19 protein-coding genes and 1 pseudogene are annotated in these 21435 nt (G+C 34.9%); 7 read left to right on the top strand and 13 right to left on the bottom strand.

The window, feature by feature from the left end; all coding sequences use genetic code 11:
* Nucleotides 1-800: 800 nt before the first annotated feature.
* The 5 genes and pseudogenes from ACB089_RS11570 to ACB089_RS11550 form a co-directional block, all read right to left on the bottom strand.
* Complete coding sequence (locus tag ACB089_RS11570) at nt 801-1664, bottom strand: hypothetical protein (protein ID WP_374966528.1); 864 nt, start codon at nt 1662-1664, stop codon at nt 801-803.
* Between the two features lie 242 nt (nt 1665-1906).
* On the bottom strand, nt 1907-3679 hold the full coding sequence (gene ltrA / locus ACB089_RS11565; RefSeq protein WP_374967547.1) for a group II intron reverse transcriptase/maturase: 1773 nt from the start codon (nt 3677-3679) through the stop codon (nt 1907-1909).
* Between the two features lie 1730 nt (nt 3680-5409).
* Nucleotides 5410-5799 (bottom strand): hypothetical protein, encoded by a 390-nt coding sequence (locus tag ACB089_RS11560; RefSeq protein WP_374966527.1) that lies wholly within the window; start codon nt 5797-5799, stop codon nt 5410-5412.
* Nucleotides 5800-5986: 187 nt separating this feature from the next.
* Nucleotides 5987-6186 (bottom strand): annotated as a pseudogene (locus tag ACB089_RS11555) (DNA cytosine methyltransferase); the annotation flags it as partial.
* A gap of 277 nt (nt 6187-6463) precedes the next feature.
* On the bottom strand, nt 6464-7588 hold the full coding sequence (locus ACB089_RS11550) for an IS4 family transposase (protein WP_374966526.1): 1125 nt from the start codon (nt 7586-7588) through the stop codon (nt 6464-6466).
* 180 nt (nt 7589-7768) lie between these two features.
* Between ACB089_RS11550 and ACB089_RS11545 the strand changes: the two genes are divergently transcribed.
* The gene (locus tag ACB089_RS11545; protein ID WP_374966525.1) at nt 7769-8416 is read left to right on the top strand and encodes a pentapeptide repeat-containing protein; all 648 of its coding nucleotides are present in this window, start codon (nt 7769-7771) and stop codon (nt 8414-8416) included.
* Between the two features lie 1424 nt (nt 8417-9840).
* Nucleotides 9841-10182 carry an ATPase gene (locus tag ACB089_RS11540; protein WP_374966524.1) on the top strand — a complete coding sequence of 114 codons (342 nt, stop codon included), beginning with the start codon at nt 9841-9843 and terminating at the stop codon, nt 10180-10182.
* Nucleotides 10183-10423: 241 nt separating this feature from the next.
* Here the strand turns inward: ACB089_RS11540 and ACB089_RS11535 are convergent, their stop codons facing one another.
* Both ACB089_RS11535 and ACB089_RS11530 read right to left on the bottom strand, forming a co-directional pair.
* On the bottom strand, nt 10424-10639 hold the full coding sequence (locus ACB089_RS11535; RefSeq protein WP_374966523.1) for a hypothetical protein: 216 nt from the start codon (nt 10637-10639) through the stop codon (nt 10424-10426).
* A 610-nt stretch (nt 10640-11249) separates the two neighbouring features.
* Nucleotides 11250-11468, bottom strand: a complete 219-nt coding sequence (locus ACB089_RS11530; RefSeq protein WP_374966522.1) for a DUF3955 domain-containing protein — start codon at nt 11466-11468, stop codon at nt 11250-11252.
* Nucleotides 11469-11861: 393 nt separating this feature from the next.
* Here ACB089_RS11530 and ACB089_RS11525 point away from each other — a divergent pair, with 393 nt between their 5' ends.
* Entirely contained in the window at nt 11862-12089 is a 228-nt protein-coding gene (locus ACB089_RS11525) for a hypothetical protein (RefSeq protein ID WP_374966521.1), read from the top strand.
* Nucleotides 12090-12098: 9 nt separating this feature from the next.
* A complete protein-coding gene (locus ACB089_RS11520) occupies nt 12099-13340 on the top strand; it encodes a nucleoside permease (protein ID WP_374966520.1) in 1242 nt (413 codons plus the stop codon).
* Between the two features lie 219 nt (nt 13341-13559).
* Here the strand turns inward: ACB089_RS11520 and ACB089_RS11515 are convergent, their stop codons facing one another.
* The 3 genes from ACB089_RS11515 to ACB089_RS11505 form a co-directional block, all read right to left on the bottom strand.
* On the bottom strand, nt 13560-15005 hold the full coding sequence (locus ACB089_RS11515) for an exosporium protein (protein ID WP_374966519.1): 1446 nt from the start codon (nt 15003-15005) through the stop codon (nt 13560-13562).
* Nucleotides 15006-15169: 164 nt separating this feature from the next.
* Nucleotides 15170-15622, bottom strand: coding sequence for a VOC family protein (locus ACB089_RS11510; protein WP_374967546.1), 453 nt, complete (start codon nt 15620-15622; stop codon nt 15170-15172).
* A gap of 399 nt (nt 15623-16021) precedes the next feature.
* On the bottom strand, nt 16022-16816 hold the full coding sequence (locus ACB089_RS11505) for a phosphotransferase family protein (protein ID WP_374966518.1): 795 nt from the start codon (nt 16814-16816) through the stop codon (nt 16022-16024).
* 222 nt (nt 16817-17038) lie between these two features.
* Between ACB089_RS11505 and ACB089_RS11500 the strand changes: the two genes are divergently transcribed.
* Complete coding sequence (locus ACB089_RS11500) at nt 17039-17995, top strand: MBL fold metallo-hydrolase (protein ID WP_374966517.1); 957 nt, start codon at nt 17039-17041, stop codon at nt 17993-17995.
* Nucleotides 17996-18055: 60 nt separating this feature from the next.
* On the opposite strand, the gene ACB089_RS11495 is transcribed toward ACB089_RS11500, so the two are convergent.
* Nucleotides 18056-18556 (bottom strand): NUDIX hydrolase, encoded by a 501-nt coding sequence (locus ACB089_RS11495; RefSeq protein ID WP_374966516.1) that lies wholly within the window; start codon nt 18554-18556, stop codon nt 18056-18058.
* A 37-nt stretch (nt 18557-18593) separates the two neighbouring features.
* Nucleotides 18594-18746 carry an IS3 family transposase gene (locus ACB089_RS11490; protein WP_374966515.1) on the bottom strand — a complete coding sequence of 51 codons (153 nt, stop codon included), beginning with the start codon at nt 18744-18746 and terminating at the stop codon, nt 18594-18596.
* A gap of 179 nt (nt 18747-18925) precedes the next feature.
* Between ACB089_RS11490 and ACB089_RS11485 the strand changes: the two genes are divergently transcribed.
* On the top strand, nt 18926-19063 hold the full coding sequence (locus ACB089_RS11485; protein WP_374966514.1) for a hypothetical protein: 138 nt from the start codon (nt 18926-18928) through the stop codon (nt 19061-19063).
* A 64-nt stretch (nt 19064-19127) separates the two neighbouring features.
* On the top strand, nt 19128-19532 hold the full coding sequence (locus ACB089_RS11480; protein ID WP_374966513.1) for an MBL fold metallo-hydrolase: 405 nt from the start codon (nt 19128-19130) through the stop codon (nt 19530-19532).
* Nucleotides 19533-19602: 70 nt separating this feature from the next.
* On the opposite strand, the gene ACB089_RS11475 is transcribed toward ACB089_RS11480, so the two are convergent.
* A complete protein-coding gene (locus tag ACB089_RS11475; protein ID WP_374966512.1) occupies nt 19603-21426 on the bottom strand; it encodes a DNA ligase D in 1824 nt (607 codons plus the stop codon).
* Between the last annotated feature and the right edge of the window lie 9 nt (nt 21427-21435).

Genomic DNA, 21435 nt, shown 5'->3' with positions numbered 1-21435 from the left:
CTAAAACGCCTTCTTTATAATGTGTTTCTAATTCCCTTGACATATCCACGGCAAATTTTCCGAACTTACAATTTGGTTGAATTTATTTAATGTTCACCTATTAATTTTCAACTCCCTTGTTCATCATCTCAGTTTTCTTTGCTTTTTCGTAACGTGTCAGGATATGGATTGAAAAATAGTGTTGCAAAAGGTATTACATCATACAATTTATAAGTTTCAACATATTCATTTTCATGTCTTATATAATTTGGGGTAATCCACCTAACATGTCCTCTAACAGACTTTAGAAAATCCTCTGTGAGATCATCATTGGCATAGTAGTTATTAAATGTACGTTCCTCACACTTAGTTGGATAAAAAATATAAGCAATAAGGATTAAAAATGCTGCACGCAATGGAAAATCCTGGTGTTAATACTTCTTTAAAACACTTTCAAAATAGCCTGGCCAAATTTCTTTTAAGTGTTTCGAAAAATACAAAAATGTTCTTGGGTTTTTAGATTCAACTCATCATTTAACATACTAAATATTTCACTATATGAAGAATTTATTTACTTTTGATCTAATGAATCCAAACCCCAATCCTTATCATTCTTCTTAAAAGATTCATTAAATCGAGAAATCTTAATAAATTTATCTCTGTTTAAATAAAAGTAAGCCTCTAAACTCTTCTACTAAGCACCCGTTAGCTTAAGTACAATCTTTCACAAACTTATTATCACTTTGATTTAATGAAATAACTCAAATAAAAAGAAATAGTTCCCTTCGCTGAAAGAAACACCCCTTTCGTAAGAACTATATTTAATCAAACGTTCGGCATTGTTTTTCGCTTTCTTCTTGCGAAATATGTTTCTTTATTTTTACGTTTGTCACTTGTAACCCTGTTAGGTTAGAGTCCCTTACAGAAAAAGTAAGTTTATCATAATCTCCACCGTGGTGTCCTGAATAGTTTAAAGCACTGGCAAAAATGAGATGTCTCCTAGGATCTCCATTAATGGGTTCAATTTTGATTTTTGGACACATGAAAAATTCTGAATAAGATGGGCCCAAATGAGATAAATACCGTGTAAACAATGCTTCTTCAAGTACCTCTTCTTTAGTAGGTCCGTCCGATTCTTTTCTCCAGCCAACCATGAGCCAATCATAAAGAGATTGTGACTTTAATTGCACTTGTTGTCCATTTTCCGAAACGATTAATTCCCCTTCTTTAGCCGTGCAGGTTTTGCGTTTATTGTCAACAACACATATATATGCGGGTTCAATGGTGATTACATCATCATTTGCCATTTTTAAGGTCAATTTATTGGATGGATTATCTAAAGGTACCTCGATTGTTCCATTCACTCGGACAGAGTTATTAAGCCAGTAAACCACTTTTCTGAGTACACGTTCTTGAAAACCATCATTGATACTGAATACACGCTGAAGTCCAGAATTATTTTCAACTTTAATGTTTTGGACATCATTATGCTCTAATGAATGTTTCACCAATTGTCCCAAAAAAGGTGGATTGATATTCTTCTTTGTTTCAGCCATTTGGCTAGCTGAATTATCAAAAAAATACTTATTAATAAAATCTTGGTTAGGTACTTCTTGTTTCGCAAAAACAACAGAAATATTTACGAGAAATAGGATACAAAAAAGGACGTAGAGTTTTTTCTTCAATAAAGCCCACCTACCTTTTCTTTATAAGTATCTTTCTCGATTCTTATTCAACTATCCTGCGTCTTTAGTTTAATAAGAAAAAAGCTTAATTCCTTCAAGATACAGATAGGTAAGCCTTTGAAATTATCGCCAGCTTTTCCCCCTGTTCACACCGTACGTGCGACTTTCATCGCATACGGCGTTCCAACTAATCCAATTTATTCTTTCTATGTCTTAAGCAGACGAGTGCTTTTCTTCCATTATTAGATTATTTCATTGTTACATTTCAGTCGTAAATTATTTACTTTTTCTATTTGCTTATTCGAAAGCTTTACAGCTTTTAAGAGTGTTTTAATTTTTGCCTTGTCTTTCAAATGTATAAGTTGATGTATAGTCTTATTCAAAATTATTAAGTTCGAATAACTATCATCTTTTGAAATGTTCAACGGATTGATATGATGACAATGCCAATCATTAATACCTAATTCTTCACCTAAAATGGCACATTTGCCATACTGGGCAATGAACTTACTGATTCTGTTGTCGTTGTACTCAATAGATCTATTTGGAATGTAGTTTCTCATGATGTAAGAAAGAGTATTTTTATTGATAGCCTTTAAGCTATTATGAATTTTCGCTCTACCTTCGACTGTAAAATTACAAATTATTTGTGAAAAACCTAGTGTCTTTCTCCATCGTTGTGCATGGATAGGGACAAAAACCATGTTCTGTATCTTATACAGTTTAGCCTTGTATCCCTTGTACCTCTTCTGTAAAGTCTTAGTCATCTCATGGAACCTTGCCTCGGTTCTAATATTCTTTAGTTGATTGTATAACGTCTTGCGTAGGTGGAGATTTAACTCATTCAGATTAATTGTAATTTGAGTTGCAGCTGAGTAATAGTTTTGTATTCCCATCACAACGGTATTAAAATTCCAAACTGTCTGAATACAAGGCTTTCTCTTGATAACCCTTATGGCTTCTTTTATCTTTTGGAAAGCATTTGCTTTAGCTTTTTTAGACATATCAGACTTTGCTACATAACCAAATCTGGTCTTACCCTTTCTTATGGCTTTTATTGAAAAGCCTAGAAACTCCGATGAGTTTTTCTTTAAATTAACGACCTTTGATTTTTCTTCACTTGACTCCAAATGAAGCCTTTTTCTCAAGAAGTCTTTCAATGCGTAGTTCATTTTTATTGCGTTTGACCTAGTTCGGCACATTATTTTAAAATCGTCCGCATATCGGACAATGAAGCACTCTTTTAAAGCTGTTTTCTTTAAATGCTGATATTTACTGCCATTAGTGGAGTATGTATATCTGCTTTCAAACGTTTCCCATTGGTTACTAACCCACCAATCCAATTCATTTAATACAATGTTGGATAATAACGGTGACAAAATACCTCCTTGCGGAGTACCTTTTGTAGGAATACCCTCTCCTTCAATCTCTGCTTTTAGTAGCCTAGATATAATAGAGAGGAGTGATTTATCTCTTATGCCTAGAGACCATATTTGTTTTAAAAGCTTACTATGATTAACATTATCAAAGAAACCCTTAATATCTACATCAACACAATGATGAAGCCCAGTCTGATTGATAAGGAACTCAAGTCTAGCTTTGGCATGATGAGTGCTCCGATTCGGTCTAAACCCATAACTATGTTTATGGAATTTTGCTTCACAAATTGGCTCTAAAATTTGCAGTATGGATTGTTGAAAGATTCTATCCCAAATCGTTGGTATCCCTAAAGGTCTAGTTTTATCCTTTCCTTTAGGAATGAGAACCCGTCTTACTGGTTGTGATTCATACCATTTAAACATAGCTTGAACTCTTGCTATTACATCTTCTACAGTTAAATGCAAGATATCATTGATTGTTAATTTATCGGTTCCAGCAGTTTTGCTACCTGTATTTCTTTTGATGTTTCGGTAGGCTAGACGTATATTGTCTTTAGAACTCATTAATTCTGTTAAGTCATAGAAGTGATGACCACTGACACTTTGAGCATAAAGTGTATCAAAACAATCTTGCATACTATAATACTCATTATGCCTCAATTTCTTCCGTTTCAATAAGTTGGTGACCCCTTTCGGAGTTAAACCTCTTTTAGTCTCACGAGAACCTTATTAACCGATAAAGAACTGCCTTACTTGGTTGAATAAATCTTTATTAGTCTAGTGGCTATCCCTCCACGTTCATTACACGCTTCAACGGTACTGTGCCACCACTTTCACTGATATTAAGACAAGTTATACAGTAACTATTATCATTAATATTTTCCTTGCCACCGTTTCAATGGAAGTAAGTCCTCCACGTTATCAGCTTACAACGTTGAATTATATCTATTATGGAATGAACTTAGGTGCTTCCTCTAAGCCTGTTAGTATTCATACGCCTGTAACGTATCATGGATTTTCATATTAGTTAGTTTTACTCACCCACAACTAACCTCACAATTTGGTGATATACACATTTCTATGTATCGTGCTTATAGACCCGTACATTCAGAAGTTCGTCAGCTTAACCTTTTCTTATAGGTTTATAATTAGCATTCTCACCATATTCATTCAACTCAAGCACCATGAATTACACCACTCCATCGAGGTAGGCTTTCGTCAGCCGAACTGGTACGGTAATTTCTCACACCTTTTCGCCGAGCTTATAACACCATCATTCTTACTAAATCAAGTGCTATTCGACTAAGAGAGAACCATTTCAGGCGTTACCCTGTCATTTGATTCTTCGATATAACCCTTCAATTCCGAAAGGAACTGCCTAGCCTTTACCAGATTGATGTAACCATCATCCATTTGAACTAGGAACATTTCGCACAACTAAAGCACCCCGTTAGCCATCCATGTAGCACAAAAACCAGCGCTACATCACTGAAAATGAAAGATAATTAAGTTCTTTCATGGGAGTTGAATAAGAATACTTCACATTCTTTTTCATAAATCAAATTAAAAAGCGATGTCTTATTAAAAGCATCGCAACCCATTAGTGATTAATTAATGTGTTTTAAGTTTGAGTTTAATAAGTCTTGTGGTGTAAACATGTTTAATTTGAAATAAAAACCAAAGTATAAATAACACTCCACTTACAGTAAACAATCCAACTGGGAATAAATAAAACCAATCTGGAAAATAGCGATGTACAATATAATATTTCCCTGCATCAAATCCTTCAGTTAGATAAAATAATTCAGTTATCAAGTTCTCTTCCATTCTTGTATTTATTGGAAAAAAGTATTCAGCTTCATTAAAATCTAAATAGAAATATTGTATGTCATTGACTCCATCTTTTTTTCCATATATCGCAATGCTTTCAGATGTATGAAATTTTTCATTAATAGCTTGAAGAGTATTTTCGATTTTTTTAATATCATTATCGCTAAGGTCTTAATCTCATGGAAAACCTCCATATTTAGAATTTATATCCATTTCTTCTTCAACTTAACTGCACCGTTAGTTCAATAAGAATTAAACAACTTTATTATCTCTTATCACATGTTGTTTTAGAATAAAGTTTGATTATCAATCACACTAAATCTTTGATTTAACTGTACATAAAAAGCTCTCATTTTGAATAAAGATTGATTAAAATGACAGCTTTCTTTTATTTATGCTGTTTTCTCAAAGATTGTTGCTGTTAAAACAAAAAGACAGATTTAATCTACAAAACGTTTAGAATAAATTTGCCTTTTTGTATGGATGAATCGAAAAATTAAACTAAAACACCCTAGTTGAAGATGATTTAACTCTCTTCAACGTTTATAACTAGTTCCCCAAATAATTACTTTATCATTGCCAGATAACAACACTGGATGTTCTTTCCCTTCTTTGTCAATTCCAACTACTTTAAAATTACCACTGATACTATCTTTCTCTCCCCAGAAATACCACATATGTTTATTTGCTTTATTAGCAATAATCTTTTCTTCTACTGCCTCACCTTTTTTACCCGATCCAACCAAGAAACCAACTTTCCCTTCTTCACCAATCAACAAATACTCACCTTTTGTCCCATCACCAAAAGTAACGGGCAATGAAAAAGTAGAACTAACCTCCCGTGTTTCGTTCTTATCAGTATTGTCACAACCGACAAGTGACATTAAGAGTAGCACAGAAATCAACATAATCATTTTGTTCCTCATATTGCTCCCCCTTATCAACTAGACATTCCTGTTATTAAGCCTGAGATAAACGATATTCTATACTACTTCAACATTCTTACAAATATCCCTTCTTATTCAACCAGTCTGCTCCGTTAGTTGAATAACAACAATCTTTTTGAAAATAGCTTTCTGTTTTTACTGCAACAATTTTTGGGAAAACAGCCTTTTATTTAAACCATTGAAGATATACTTGTTCAGCAATTTTTTTCATCATAATTGGTGGGACACTCATTCCACATACATATTGGATGTCAGTACTTCCAAAATCATAATCATAGGGGAAACTTTGAATTCGAATAATGTCATTTTCACTCATAAAAAAAGTTCATCATATCTGATGAACTTTGAGTTACTGGCTAGTGTATTTTTGAATAGATAGTTTTAGACAATAATACTGCACAATTTGAGAATTAAATGAAAATAGAACAATCATCTTGCACACACTTTTACGAAAAAATAAAGTCTTATAAAATTAAGTCTTTTTATTTAATATTATATCACTAATGTCGCATGAATTTTAATTGAATTTTCTGTTTTCTATTTCTTCCGTTTTTAAAGAAAATGAAAGATACTTAAATAGAGATAGTAAACATCCATTTTTTTACTATAACCTTTGACCGGGGCAACTGACAGTTCTAAATCCTTATGGTACCGTAGTTCCTTCGATTTCCCGAAGCCAAATACGTGCTGGCTTCCATAGTGTTGCTTTTAAGTACCTACTAATTTGTAAGTACGTCAGTGAACTGTTTGTGTAAAGCTGTGCTAGCACGTTTAAGCAGTAAACGATCATCGCAATGTACACCTGATTATGCACAGCTTGCTCGCTTTGCCCGTAGAACTTTTTAATGTTCAGATGCTGTTTCATCCACTTGAAAAACAGTTCGATTGCCCAGCGTGACTTATACAGTTTAGCGACTTCATCTGCGCTTAAATCAAAACGATTCGTAATCAGATGTAGCTCTTTACCGTTTGGATCTATTACTTCGATACGGCGAAATACATTTTCAGCACGATTTTGCGTGTTGCCAATCAGAATCATTTCATCCGATAACACCGATGACTGTTCAGGTACTTTAAATGATTCAATCACACGTGTTACGGCGTTTTTTCGCAAGCGTGAGACAAAGAAAAGTCCGTCATCTGTCATGCGGTCAAAGCGCTCATAATCTAAGTAGCCTCGGTCAAACACGTACAAGCACTCCTTGTCATCAACGAGAATTTCAAGCTGACCACGATCATGTTCTTTCGCATTCGTCAGCACCGCTTTATCAGGGTACGAACAACCTTTTTCTAGGTAAACAAGGCGCAAATGTAACTTCACACCTGATTTTGTTTTACGGAATTCAGCCCATCTATGGTTGTTTAAGTTCAATGGCAATGTGCTAGAATCAATGATTTTTAGTGGTGTTGTGGTTTTTCGGCGCTGCTCAAAATGCGTTTTCTCATGAATTTGCCCGACTAAGTCTAGAAAAATTTGTTGGAAAAACTCAGTTGGCACTTGGTTTAATCGCCGACCTAACTGCGAAAAGCTGATGGACTCTAAATACGTTGCTTTTTGTAAGTCGTCTGATAACAGCGTGTCACTAATGGCACGTAGACTTTCGGTTTCATTCAGTTGCGCAAACAGTAATAATTTCAAGAATGAAGCGATGTGAAGCTTCTTTGTATAGTAATTTAATTGATGAATTTCAACTAATTTCTCCATTTGTGTAGAAGAAATAGGTGAAAACCATTGTTCAAATGAAGTTTTTCGTGTAAACTTATCCATGCTTATGTCCTTTATTTTGGATTTGGATGGTTTACTACCACCCAACCATTATAAAGGCTTTTTTTATGCACGGATAATATTGCAGAAAATTCAGTTTTTAAAAATACGTTGAATTATTTTAATGCGACGCTAGTGATATTATATAAATAGTAAATAACTGCATTTGAGAGGTGTGCTATTGTGGCAAGAAGTTTCAAAATCGAATTACCAAAATTACCCTCGTATTTAGAAAAAGCTAATTTTCAAGATATTTTTTATGAAGAAGAACCCTATTTATCAAATTGCATTATCTCTAACACAGTAATTACTGAAGAGGTTGTTGAAAGACTAGTTTTATCTAAAGTTATCTTTAAAAATGTAAGATTCATAGATGTATCTTTTAGAAAAATTGATTTGACTGATGTGATTTTTGAAAACTGTGATTTATCTAATTCCAGCTTTAGTGAAGGCATAATACACAGAGTCAAATTTGAAAACTGTAAATTATTAGGATTAGATTTAACAGTAGCAAATCTAGGTAACGTTTCGTTTGAAAATTGTATTGCAAATTTATGTGACTTTTCAGAGACTCGTTTTAAACATGTAATATTCGATAATTCATCCCTACAAGGTGCAAACTATTATGAATGCTTACTTAGTAAAGTGATATTTTCTCAAAGTGATATTAATGATGTTGATTTTTCTCAAACATCTCTAAAAGGAATTGATATTAGCACATGTAAATTTGAAAGACTTAATGTTACTTTAGAAAGCTTGAAAGGTTGTGAAGTATCCTCAGAACAAGCTGTTGGATTTGCTTCATTACTAGGATTAAAGGTTAAATCATAAAACTGGTAAAAGTTGAGTTTTCATTTATATTCAAATAATTTTTGTGAACACCGCTTATTTGTTTATGCGGTGTTTCCTTGTTCTTGTTGACTGAACAATATCTTTCAAATGTTCACTAATCATTTGGGTTCCTTATAGAATTGTCTATTTCTTTGTATTGTTCTTCACAACAACACCAATTTTCCGCATCAATGATAGCGTAGTGGATAGCGGATTTGCAAATGACAATACTACCATCTTCACCTTCGTAGACCTCTCGCCGCCTACTGGACTCAATATTTACTATCTTACTGGACAAATATTATCTCAAGATCCTCAATCCACCCAGGCTTTTATTGAAAAAATTGTTTTTACAGGAGCATAAATTGAAGCGAATAGTTAGATATTATCAATTTCTATAACATAGGGTCGCCACATACCTCATACTGAGCAAATCTACGCCAATAGCCTTAAATATTAGAACCATAGGGGGATGTACTTACGGTGGTGGATTTCGCCATCCACCGATAATTTATAAACGAACATGATACCCATCCGAGTACTTCACATTTTCTTTCAAGTACAAATTAATGTTTCGATATATTGATTATTTCTTTTTTGTATTCGTTTGTGCGAAAGAACTCAGGTTCACAATCACCACACCTAACAAGAAAGTCTACTTCATAACCGCATGATTCTGGCTCCTTTCCTACTGCATTAGCTAAAACGATTGTTTTATGTTCACAGTCCATTTCATCACTTCTTATTTACTCCACATTTTCTTTCTATTAACCTTTTAAATAGTTTTCAGAAAAGTTATACTATTTATATCCTTAATAGTATTTATTTTTTCCTCGAGTAGGTCAGCTAGGACTTCTGTACTCGAGGATTTAAATTTTTCTTACTTTCTCCACCTACGTAAACGACTAATCTGCTCAAGCTCTTTCCCGATGCTACGTAGTTGCCTATAAGTCTTGCATCTTCTGCATTTTTTAGTTGGATCATAAATAACTTATGACCTTAATTTGCGACCTACTGTTTCTAATTTTTGATGTGCATGATATGAAGGTTTTTTTACTGCGAAGGTCATTGAGATTCAATCCATGCAAGATTTATTTTGAATACCCACATACGCAGCGCCACTACACATATTATCCAAAAACACGAATCAATGATTTCAGAATGTCACTAGGTTAATATACCTTTTGTATATTTGATGGTGAAAAAAATATCGGTTGTTTTCAATTAGAAACTAGGCTTAGTATATGTTTCTTCTCGCGGGATCCAGATTTATCTTAAATTATTTTTCCTTTAAACCACTCACATTTCCCTTTAATTTATAACAAATTGATTAATATGACTAAAGCAATTCAATAGAGTTTGAATACTATAAAATGTAATCTGCAGATTATAAAACTTTGATTTGGCAAGGAGGTGAATTTCAAATGCCTTTAACTACTGGTCCAATTGAAAACACAGGAAATCTACCAGCTGATGCTACTAGCGTTCGTATTAAAGTCCTCAATCTCACTGGAGGCTTACTTTCCGGATTCATCAGAGTTTTTAAACTGAACGGTACTAGACAATTACTATCAACGACTGCTTTTAACGTAAGTGCTAATTCTTCTACTTTTATAAATGCTAGCGTAGGAAATGCGCTTCAATATGAAGTTGAAATTGCTCCAAATCAACCTGGCGGATTATATAGCGTTTACGGATTAACAGCTTCAGGTGTTATCATTACTGCTCAAAGAGTAGTGAACTCAGAGTTAACACAGATTCTTTAATTTTATAAGCAGATCTTAACGGTTAAGATTGTCCAATAAGTATCTTTTAAAATAATTTGTGTGAAATTAAAAAGGCAGGAATGTTGTTAAATCAACGTTTCTGCCTTCCACTATTTGCTGATTCTTGGCGAAAATCCCCTTTTAGAACCTTAAATCCGCATTCATCTCACCACCTATAGAGTTGGGAGACTTCTGTACCAGTCGCTACTCTTTCGATACAAAAGACATTTGCTGAAAGAAGTTAAATTACTCTCACAATGATCTGGATTGTATGTGAAATAATAATTAAAGAACCTATAACAATACAACCTGTCGCTACCATACTCTTTTTAAATTTTTTTTGCTTTACAAGGCCAAAAATGATCAAGCTTAATCCAATTATTATAGATACTATTGATAAAATCATAAAAAACGGAGTACTAAATGATGGATTGAAAAAAATACTTTCTAATTGCATCTCAATCTCTCCTTAAACTTAGATTTTATAAATGACAGCCCATTTGCACCTTCTTTTGTTTGTCCGTACTTCAAGTTAAATCGCATCCTCTTTTACATATCAACCAAATTTAAATTTCTTCAATTCCAGATTTAGTAGCAGTAACGTGCTCTCATCTCTCCTCTTCCATAGTCATCTCACTGCGCGGTCATTAAAGCAACACTCATTATGTTGAGTATTGGTAAGCCATCATTATGCTTGTATTCATCCATTACTATATGGAAAAACATAGCAGCTAAAAAAATGATAAATGCGAATTTCAAAAGTATATTCATGAATGCTAAATATTTTGTAACTTCAGTCCTATCCCAACTGTAGATTTTAATGCCATATAGCTGGATGCTAGGGAAATGACTACAACCATCAGTTTAAGCACGGATTCTCTCTCCTTTCATTTTGTACTTTAATAGTACGAATCGATTTTCTCTTTTTTCTTACTCATTCCTTACAAATTTATTAATTTTAAAGATGAATACAAAAAAAAAGACCAGGATCTCATTAAGAGAATCCTGATCATTTCAATTTAAAGATATTTTATAGTTGGTAGCTTGCTATAGAAGAATTCATTTTATTAGTTTAAAACTTGTGTTTTTTTAAACATTGAAATCAGCGCCACACCAGCTAATGACACAATCCCTAAGAAGAATAATAAAAATCCGATTGGAATCAAGAAGAAAGGTTCTTCTAAAGTGCCATCTGCAGCTACATTACTTCCTATGATAGCCTTTGCAAGAAAGCAGATTACTCCTAAAAGAATGGGTGTAGATGCAATTACATATTTTATTTTCATAATATATTCCTCCATTAAAGTTAGTTTATTTTCTAATACCACTTATTTGTTCTATCCTGTTTGCGTTTTGAATCGAAAGACCATACTAATGCGCAAAACACAATTATAAACTTCAACCAATTTGACAATTCTTACTGTTTAATGCCCCACCGCTTTCTCAACTTTCTATAATCAGAATACCCGAACTCTAATCCTTAGTCAATATTTATTTATCGAAAAACAATAAATAAATATTGTTATATATCAAACTTAATAATCATAGTTGGCTGAAAAGAATTGCTCCACTGCATGCATCATCCTGGAAAAATGAGAACTTTTGAATCCTACTATTGAAAATCAAGCAACAGACCATGTACATCGTAATGGACAGTAAATGCAAAATGAAAAATTCGTATGAATCTGACATTAGGAGTAAATGCTGTAGGTATGTCCACAGTTATAGAGTCCGTGGAAGAAGGACTTTGTATTTCCTCAAATAAGAACAAAGAATTTATTGATGAACGATTAATGCATGATAAATTCATAAAAACAACAGTATTAGCTCAAATTATAAAAGAAATATCGCAGGATGGCTTGCTAGTGCCATTTTTAGCCAAAAAAGAACTACATCACCTTCTATAGGAGGAAAAAATGAACATAAAATTACGTCTAAAAATAATGATTTTTCTGCAATTTTTCATTTGGGGATCGTGGCTTGTTACACTCGGCTCTTATATGATCAATACGTTGAATTTTACTGGCTCACAAGTTGGAATTGTGTATAGTTCAATTGGTCTTGCTGCCATTTTTATGCCAAGTCTTATAGGCATTATTGCCGATCGTTGGGTAAAAGCAAATATTTTATATGGAATATTACATTTCCTCGGTGCGATTACCTTATTTGTCGCTGCTCAAATTTCAGATCCAACTTTCATGTTTTGGATAATGTTCTTTAACTCCGTCGTTTATATGCCAACACTTGCCTTATCGAACACAATTTCTTATGTTAGCCTAGAAAAAGAAGGGTTTGATATTGTAAAGGACTTCCCACCTATTCGTGTCTACGGGACAATTGGATTTATACTTGCAATGTGGATTATCAGTCTTGCTAAACTTGAATTAAGTAATATTCAGCTTTTCATAGCTAGTGGAGCGTCAATGTTACTTGCACTATACTCATTTTCTCTTCCAAATTGCCCAACTTCCAATGCAATAAAGGATAAGTCGTTGCTAAGCCTTTTGGGACTTGACGCTTTCATTCTTTTTAAACAAAAAAAAATGGCATTGTTTTTCCTTTTTTCAATGCTACTAGGTGTTGCACTTCAAATTGCGAATACATTTGGTGATCCTTTTTTACACGACTTCGCGTTGAACCCAGAATATAAAGATAGCTTTGCTGTTAAATACCCAGCTATTTTATTATCAGTGTCACAAATTTCAGAAGTATTCTTTATTCTGACCATCCCTTTTTTCTTACGTAGATTTGGTATTAAGAAAGTAATACTCATCAGCATGGTGGCATGGACATTACGTTTTGTATTATTTGGATACGGAAGTCCAGTCGGTGTAGGATTCTTCTTGTTATTGTTATCGATGATTGTTTACGGATGTGCATTTGATTTCTTTAATATTTCGGGGGCCATTTTTGTAGAAAAAGAAGCCGATCCTCGAATTCGGGCAAGCGCTCAAGGATTATTCAGCACAATGGTCAATGGAATCGGCGCCTATGTGGGGGCTATCTTTAGCGGAACAGTAGTTGACTATTTCACAGTTGACGGAGTAAGAAATTGGCATAATATTTGGTTATTTTTCGGAGCCTATACTTTCGTTTTAGCCATAATTTTTGCGATCACATTTAAATATACAAATGACAGCAATGAAATGAAAATGTAACTGTTCGATCAAAAAAGAATATAGATTATGAAATAAATTCTTTTTTGATCGAACACCATGGATGTGTTCACTATTAGCAATATTATTCATAATGTTTGCTTTCCATGTAATTGAAATTAATAGTTAGACACCTTGAAAAAAGTCTATCCTATAGTGAACTGAACCCCGATTAGTGGACCTATTCGGGGTTTTTCTATATTTAATGCGATTTTCATTCAATCATATAGTATTAAATAGAATAGTTGCAGAAACACCGTTAGAAAATGCACCACCAGTTGTTGTCACTTCCACGGAGAGAAGTGTACATCTATTTACTAAAAAATTTGCTGTTGCTGTTGCACAACAATTTGGGGATGTAGACGCATTGGGTCCTGTAATTGTAGCAATGATTCCAGTAGCTACAGGTGCAGTAAACCCACAATTTGTACTTATATATATTTGTGCTGAAGCTGTTTGTCCTGCACTTAGAGCATGGTCACGTATATTCAAAGTTAAACTTTTAATAATAGCATTTTCTGGGATGACTATGGAGCTTCTAACAAACGAAGCTGATGAATTTCCTGTTCCAAGGAAGTCATGGTTACCTACTGATTGATCGGTACTAAGAAAAACTTCCATTAATCCCGAACCGCTTGGCCCAGTTGGACCTGTTGCTCCAGTATTTCCTTGAAGGCCAGGATCCCCTGTTGTTCCAGTTGCTCCTCTTATTCCTTGTGGACCAGGACCTCCCGTTGCTCCCGTTGCCCCTCTTATTCCTTGAAGGCCAGGATCCCCTGTTGTTCCAGTTGCCCCCCTTATTCCTTGTGGACCGGGATCCCCTGTTGCTCCGGTTGCTCCTCTTATTCCTTGTGGACCAGGATCTCCCGTTGCTCCCGTTGCTCCTTGTATTCCTTGTGGGCCGAGATCTCCTGTGTCTCCCTGTGCTCCGGTTGCTCCTCTTATTCCTTGTGGACCAGGATCTCCCGTTGCTCCCGTTGCCCCTCTTATTCCTTGTGGACCGGGATTTCCTGTTGCTCCCGTTACTCCTCTTATTCCTTGTGGACCAGGATCTCCTGGTGCTCCTTGTATTCCTTGTGGACCGGGATCTCCCATTGCTCCGGTTGCTCCTTGTATTCCTTGTGGGCCGAGATCTCCTGTTGCTCCTGTTGCTCCTTGTATTCCTTGTGGACCAGGATCTCCTGGTGCTCCTGGTGCTCCTTGTATTCCTTGTGGGCCAGGATCTCCTGGTGCTCCTGGTGCCCCCCTTATTCCTTGTAGGCCAGGATCTCCTGTCGCTCCGGTTGCTCCTTGTATTCCTTGAGGACCAGGATCTCCTGGTGCTCCTGTTGCTCCTCTTATTCCTTGAGGACCAGGATCTCCTGGTGCTCCTGTTGCTCCTCTTATCCCTTGAGGACCAGGATCTCCTGGTGCTCCTGTTGCTCCTCTTATTCCTTGTGGACCAGGATCTCCTGTTGCTCCTGTTGCTCCTCTTATTCCTTGTGGACCAGGATCTCCTGGTGCTCCTGTTGCACCAGTCGGACCTTGTATACTAAATGCACTATATGGATAACCATTACAACCATATTCGTTACATTTATATCTCATTTGACAATTTGTATCACACTTAAAACTCTCACTATAGTTACCACTTCTAATTTGTCTATATTGATGGTAACTAAACCACATTAAACCACCTCCTATCCTATTTTATAATATTCTTATCTGATGCAAATTAAATAGACAAAGCACCTAGGATATTTGGCTGAAAGACTTGCCATGGTTCTAAGATTACTAATTGGAAACACATCTACTTTTTAAGATGCTTTAAGTTTTATAGTTAAAAAGGGTAATTACTGTTCTTTCCACTCTTCAAGAGACATCATTTTAAATTCTTCATCAACATCTAATCTCAATGGTGTCATTAATTCTAATGAATTACCATCTGGGTCTGAGAAATAGATGGCAGCATGCGCATGGGGATTGTTTGGTAGTACTAGAGGTTGATGTTCGGAAGTAAAACCAAATTCTGTTCGAATTTCGATTCCAATTGAATTTAACCACACTGCTACACGCTCAAGATCTTCTTCATCAATTTTAAACGCTACATGTCGGATTGATGGATGGTATTTTAATTGGACACTATCACTTTCCCATAAACCTAACCAGCTTTCTCCTTTAACGATCCAAAAGAATGCAACTTTTCCTTTTTCATATGCGAGTTCTAACCCTAACTTTTTATAAAATACAATCGAGTTTTCTAGATTACTAACTGGTAAATGTGCTTCATATAAACCTTTAATTATTTTCTATATTCTCCCATTTCATCTTTCTTCATGAAATAAATATATTAAAAACACTTTCCATTTACATCAATCTTTAGTCTGAACCTTTAAAAAACCTATTAAAACAGAAAAAATTCCAACTAATACATAAATCAAACTATTGAAAAAAACTATAATAATGAAAAACATACTAATATAAGTGAAATCGTCGCCAATACTAAAAATACTTGAGATTATTTTAACCAAAGATATAAAAACAACTGGTAACAAAATTGCACCGAATAATCCAATACGTATCAATGAAATGTTTTTCAATTTATAGAAATATAAAAACACACTATTAGTTAAAAAAATTAAAAATAAAAAAAATCCAACTATAGATATATCCATAATTAATCAAACAACCTCCAAAATTTAGCGTTAAAAGAACTCATATAATCCATTAACAAAATAATCATATATTTTGTCGTCAATAATATTTTCACCATACCCTTCAAAAAAGATTTGTTTTTCGATTTCATTTTCAAAAACATTTGGTTTTGGTCGAATTGCTAGTGAGACATCATATCTTGGATCTCCATATGCTCCACTCCCCCAATCAATAACACCTGTGATTTTCCCGTTGCAAACCAATACGTTATCAATTGTAAAGTCTCCGTGAATGAACGTCTGCTTATCATGATCTGGTCTATGCTTTATAACCTGTTCCAATAACTCCTTCGTTCCATCTACTTCATTATTCATAAGATGATCATGTGCTTGACTTATCATTTGCTCAAGCCAGTTTTTATTAGGAATTAGTTCCTTTGGGCAAGGCGTTGAATGAATATCAGCTAAGAGTTTGCCAAAGTTAAATATTATTTCTTGCCTTGTTTCCTTATTTTTCTCATCTTTTAAAGCAAGTCGGATCGTATCACCCTGTAAGTACTCAAAAAGTGCCCAACATTGACTATTTTGCTTTTGTTCAACAAATAGCTTTACTTTCGGAATAAGTAGTTTTGATTCCTTGGCCAAGCAGTTTAGTACCGTAACCTCTCTTTTTAACAAAGAACAAAACCATTCACCTTTTGTTCTTTTGAGAACATAAGAGCCTTGATGATTGTGAATGATCCCAACATCCGAGGTGTATCCTTGTCTTGGAAACTTAATAGAGATAATGTTTTTTAGATATTCTCCTATTTCATCTGGTATTTCACCTATCTGTATTGGCTGCAATTAAAAACCCTCCTCTGAAAAGACTTTAGTAAAAAGTCTATTTTGCTCAGTCATGTTATTCAGCTTCCTATCTTTGTTTGTCTTCTACGACTGATTCCCCCTGAAAAAATGAATAGACACTCAGATTGTTTTTCTATTATTATAAAAGATAACAACTAATTTTAGAGATAAAAATTGCGTATTAGAGAATATTCCATACACATTCGAAGGGAGATTATTTAAATGGGGAGAGTTCAACAACTTGCACCAAACTTTTATTGTATTGATACACATGATTTAAATCGGGAACAACGTACAAGCTCCTATTTGCTAATCGATGAAAAAATTGCATTAATTGAGACCTCTGCTAGTCCGTCTATACCCTATATAATAGAGGGTTTAGAGGAATTACATATTTCTCTAGAAGATATTCAATATGTAATTGTTACGCATATCCATTTAGACCATGCTGGAGGTGCGGGATTATTTTTACAAAGTTGTCCAAATGCTTCATTCGTTGTACATCCACGAGGTGTCTCTCATATGGTTGATCCTAGTCGTCTAATCGCAAGTGCAAAAAGTGTTTATACTGCAGAATTCGATCGTCTATTTGATCCAATTGTTCCTATCGATGCAGAGCGTATTATAGAAATTGGACATGAGGAAGTACTGTCGTTAGGTCAACATCAGCTAACGTTTTATCATACAGAAGGACATGCAAAGCATCATGTTTCCATGCTTTATTCTGCGACGAATGGTTTGTTTGTTGGGGATACAACAGGTGTACGTTACCCAGAGATGGATGGAGAGGCCATTGATTTAATCATTCCTTCCGCTTCACCAAATCAGTACGACCCAGATACAATGGAACAATCAATTCAGCTTTATGAGAAGCTCCATGCTACAGAATTGTATTTCGGTCATTACGGAGCGTATAAAAATCCAGCTGAAGCTTATAGACAAGTGCGTTACTGGACACCGTTCTTTCTAGCAGAAGGGGAAAAGGCACTAACTGTCTCAAGTGATTTGAAAGAACAAGTACAATTTCTAGATACTCGCTTAAAGAAGCTTTTACACAACTACTTACAGGAAAATGGCATTGAAGAAAGTCATCTCGTTTATCAAACCATCCCATTCGATACAAATGTTTCGGCAATGGGGATTCTCGATTACTTAGAGAAAAAGAATTCCAAAAATTAAAGCATCAACAGCGTTGTACTTTAAACTTAATTGGAGAGGAGAAATCCTCTCTGTTTTCTTTTATGTTCTTTTTTCTTGAATCGTTACGAAATGTTTGATTTCAGCAGGCAAGCAAGTAAGTTCTGATTTAAAGAACTCTGGGAATAGAAAGGCATCCTTAAGATTCGAAATAGGTAACCATTCTAATCTTTCTTCCATACCTTCATTGGTGTAGCTTTCACTTTTTACTTCGACTTCAATTGATTTCATCAAATAAAAGAATGATATTTCATGAAATTGCGTTTCTCCATATGGACCGCTTTGAACGGGAAAAAAGTTTTCATGAATAAACACTAAACGATCCACTTCAAAATGCACTTTGGTTTCTTCAAAGCATTCGCGGATGATGGCTTCTTCCATCGTTTCCTGTAATTTTACTCTTCCCCCGACAGAATAGTAGTAAAGGTCACGACTATTTTTAACCATCAGCACGTTACCATCACGGAGAATTATTGCGCCCACCCTCATATTGAATACACCATCTTTAGTCGGGAATGTAATGTCTTGCTTTTGCTTATCCATCTAAATCTCCTGCCTTTCAAATGTTAGCTTTATCACTCTATGTAGCCATCTTTTCACGATATTGCACAGGACTACATTTGAGTTTATTCTTAATACGCGTATTGTTGTAGTAGTGAATATATCCATCAACAGCGAGCTTTAAAGATTCAAAACTAGAGTAAGCTTTCCTCCCTCCCCTGATAAATCTCAATTTAATAGATTCTCATATTTTACCATATAAAAACACCATTCATTAATGTGCAAGACGAATATGCATACAATCTTTTTATTAAGATGCAGAACAGCTTTGTTAATATCTAAAAGGTATTGTTTTAATCATGATCGAATATAGAAAATATAGGTAATTTAAATAAATACGGGGTGAGTTAAATGAACGATGCATTTTATAGTAAACACTTTACGCTAGAGCAAATTAGTAAAAGTATCTTTGCAGCAATAGCCAAAGAAGGTAGCGGGGCTGTGGCAAATGCAGGTAAGGATGCATGTCTCTTATTTTTGAGTGTGTAATTTGGCTTGAAATAATAATACTATCTTTAAATGTTTGGTTGCCTCGAATATGGTCGCCGTGCCAATGACTGTTAACAACCCATGTAACGGTTTTTTCACATTAGGAGGAGGTCATTCTTTTTGTGATGCTATGCTTTATATTCCGGATGAGAAAGTAATATTTATGGGGGACTTATTATTTGTGAATTGTCACCCAACGTTTTTCGAAGAGTCTGACCCTGTGAAATGGAGCAAAATTTTAAAAAAGGTTGAAAGACTAGAAATTGATGTGGCGGTACCCGGACACGGTCCAACGGGTACAAAAGAAGATATCTCAAAAATAATCAATTATATTTCTAAATTAACTTCCATTGCAGAAAAGAGCAGCTCAAATGAGAATATTGAAATCCCTGAAATCTTTAAAGAATGGCGTTCACCAGAGTTTTACCTACAAAATATAAAACGATTAAGAGAGTTGTCAAATCTTTAGTTTTTGTAATATTGCATTCACAATATTCAAGTTTAGTTAAAGAGAAGGCTTAGTAATTTGGCCTTCGCTTTTATTCATTTAAATGATTCAGGACAGATCGAAAATCCTGCGCCTCCCCTATTTCTCGAAAATTCCGAAATGGATTCTCCATCTTTTTCATTCGCTCCAGTACAGCTGGAATTGTAAAGCGGTCTGGTGTTAACTGTTCATTGACCTCCTCCCAGTATAACGGCGTCGCCACTAAGCCCTTCTCATTGCCTCTAGTTGAGTAAGGAGCAATAATCGTCTTGCCTTCTGCATGCTGTACATAATCTAAATATAATTTTTTATGCCTATTCTTCTTTAAACGCTCGATTGTATACAAGTCCGGTTTTTGCTCACATAAAAACCGACAAATAAATTCAGTAAATACTCGCACCTCTTCATAGGAAAATACATTCTCAGGTAACGGTATATAGAGCTGCACCCCTTTACCTCCTGATGTTTTAACAAAAGATTGTAGCTTAAAATAATCGATAATTTCCTTTAAATCCAGCGCCCCACGAATGGCCAGTGAAAATTGCTCTACGGATGGAGGGTCTAGATCGAAGACAATCTCAGTCGGATGCTCTGTTTGCAACGTTTGGAATGGGATATGTAGCTCTAACGCAAGCTGATTACCTAGCCACAATAATGTTTCTAGATTGTTACATACAAGATAATTAATGTCTTCTACCCTTTCCGTTGATACAAATGCCGGTATTTTCTCGGGACTGCTTTTTTGATAAAAGCTTTCCCCAGGCACTCCATGAGGAAATCGAATTAATGTAAGCGGTCGATTTCTCAGAAAAGGTAATAAATACGGAGAAATCATTTGTAAATAGTGCAAATACCCATCCTTCGAAATACCGATTTCAGGCCAAACAGGCTTATCAGGATGCGTAATCTGAACCGTATCTGGAATAGGAAAAAGTTGACGCTGCATGTGCAGCCATTGACAATCCTCTGGCAACATCTCTAGCCGAAATGCATGGAAACGTGGTTCTCGAAGTTTGCTGCCATCAAAATCAATACATGCTATATCAACACAGATGGATGGCTCCAGTTCCCATGTTTTTTCATTACACTTCTGTCCATTCGCTTGAAAAAAAGCAATAAGTGTTTTACGCTCTTCCTCTGACAGTCCATGTTTAAAACTAACTATTTCAACTAGCTCGTTATGTTGATAAACAGAGCCGTGAAAATAACCATTTCCATGATCATATTTTGTGACGATAACCGTTACAAATCGCCAATTTTTAATTTTTACCCAATGTGTAGAGCGAGAGTTTCCCATCCATTTACTCGTTTTCTTCTTCGCAACCATTCCCTCCCCATTGTAAACCTTTATAGCATGCCAAAGTGTTTCACTATGCTCCACACTACTAATCGCTTGCAAAGGGCATTGATCCTCATAATTGACAGTCACAGGGAGCTTTAAAGTTGTAAAAAGCTTTGAAAGTTGCTGTTTACGTGTTTTTAAATATTTATTTGTTAGTGACTCGCCTTTAAAGTTTAGTAAATCAAAAGCAATATAATGAAACGGAAAGGAGCTTGCATGCGCAGCAATCACTTCACTATTTTGCATCCTCCCTCTTTTTTGAACTAACGAAAAATCACTGTTAAAATCATTCGTTAAATAAACTAACTCACCATCAAATGTTATAGGTAAAAACGCTTTAATTTGATCAAATAGGCTATGACAAAAATCCAGGATCTCCGGAAACAAATGATTTAAGTTATTGCCATTTCTGCTTATTAACATTGGCTGTTCGTCCCATACTAACATACATCTAAATCCATCATATTTCGTTTCAAACATCCACTCTTCACCAATTGGCGTTTCAGGCACTTCTGTTAATAGCATTGGTTTCACATGAATACC

The organism is Lysinibacillus sp. RS10, assembly GCF_041956855.1.
GTDB classification, from domain to species: domain Bacteria; phylum Bacillota; class Bacilli; order Bacillales_A; family Planococcaceae; genus Lysinibacillus; species Lysinibacillus xylanilyticus_A.
Note: the sequence above shows the minus strand (reverse complement) of the source record. Positions and strands in the feature narration are given on the sequence as shown.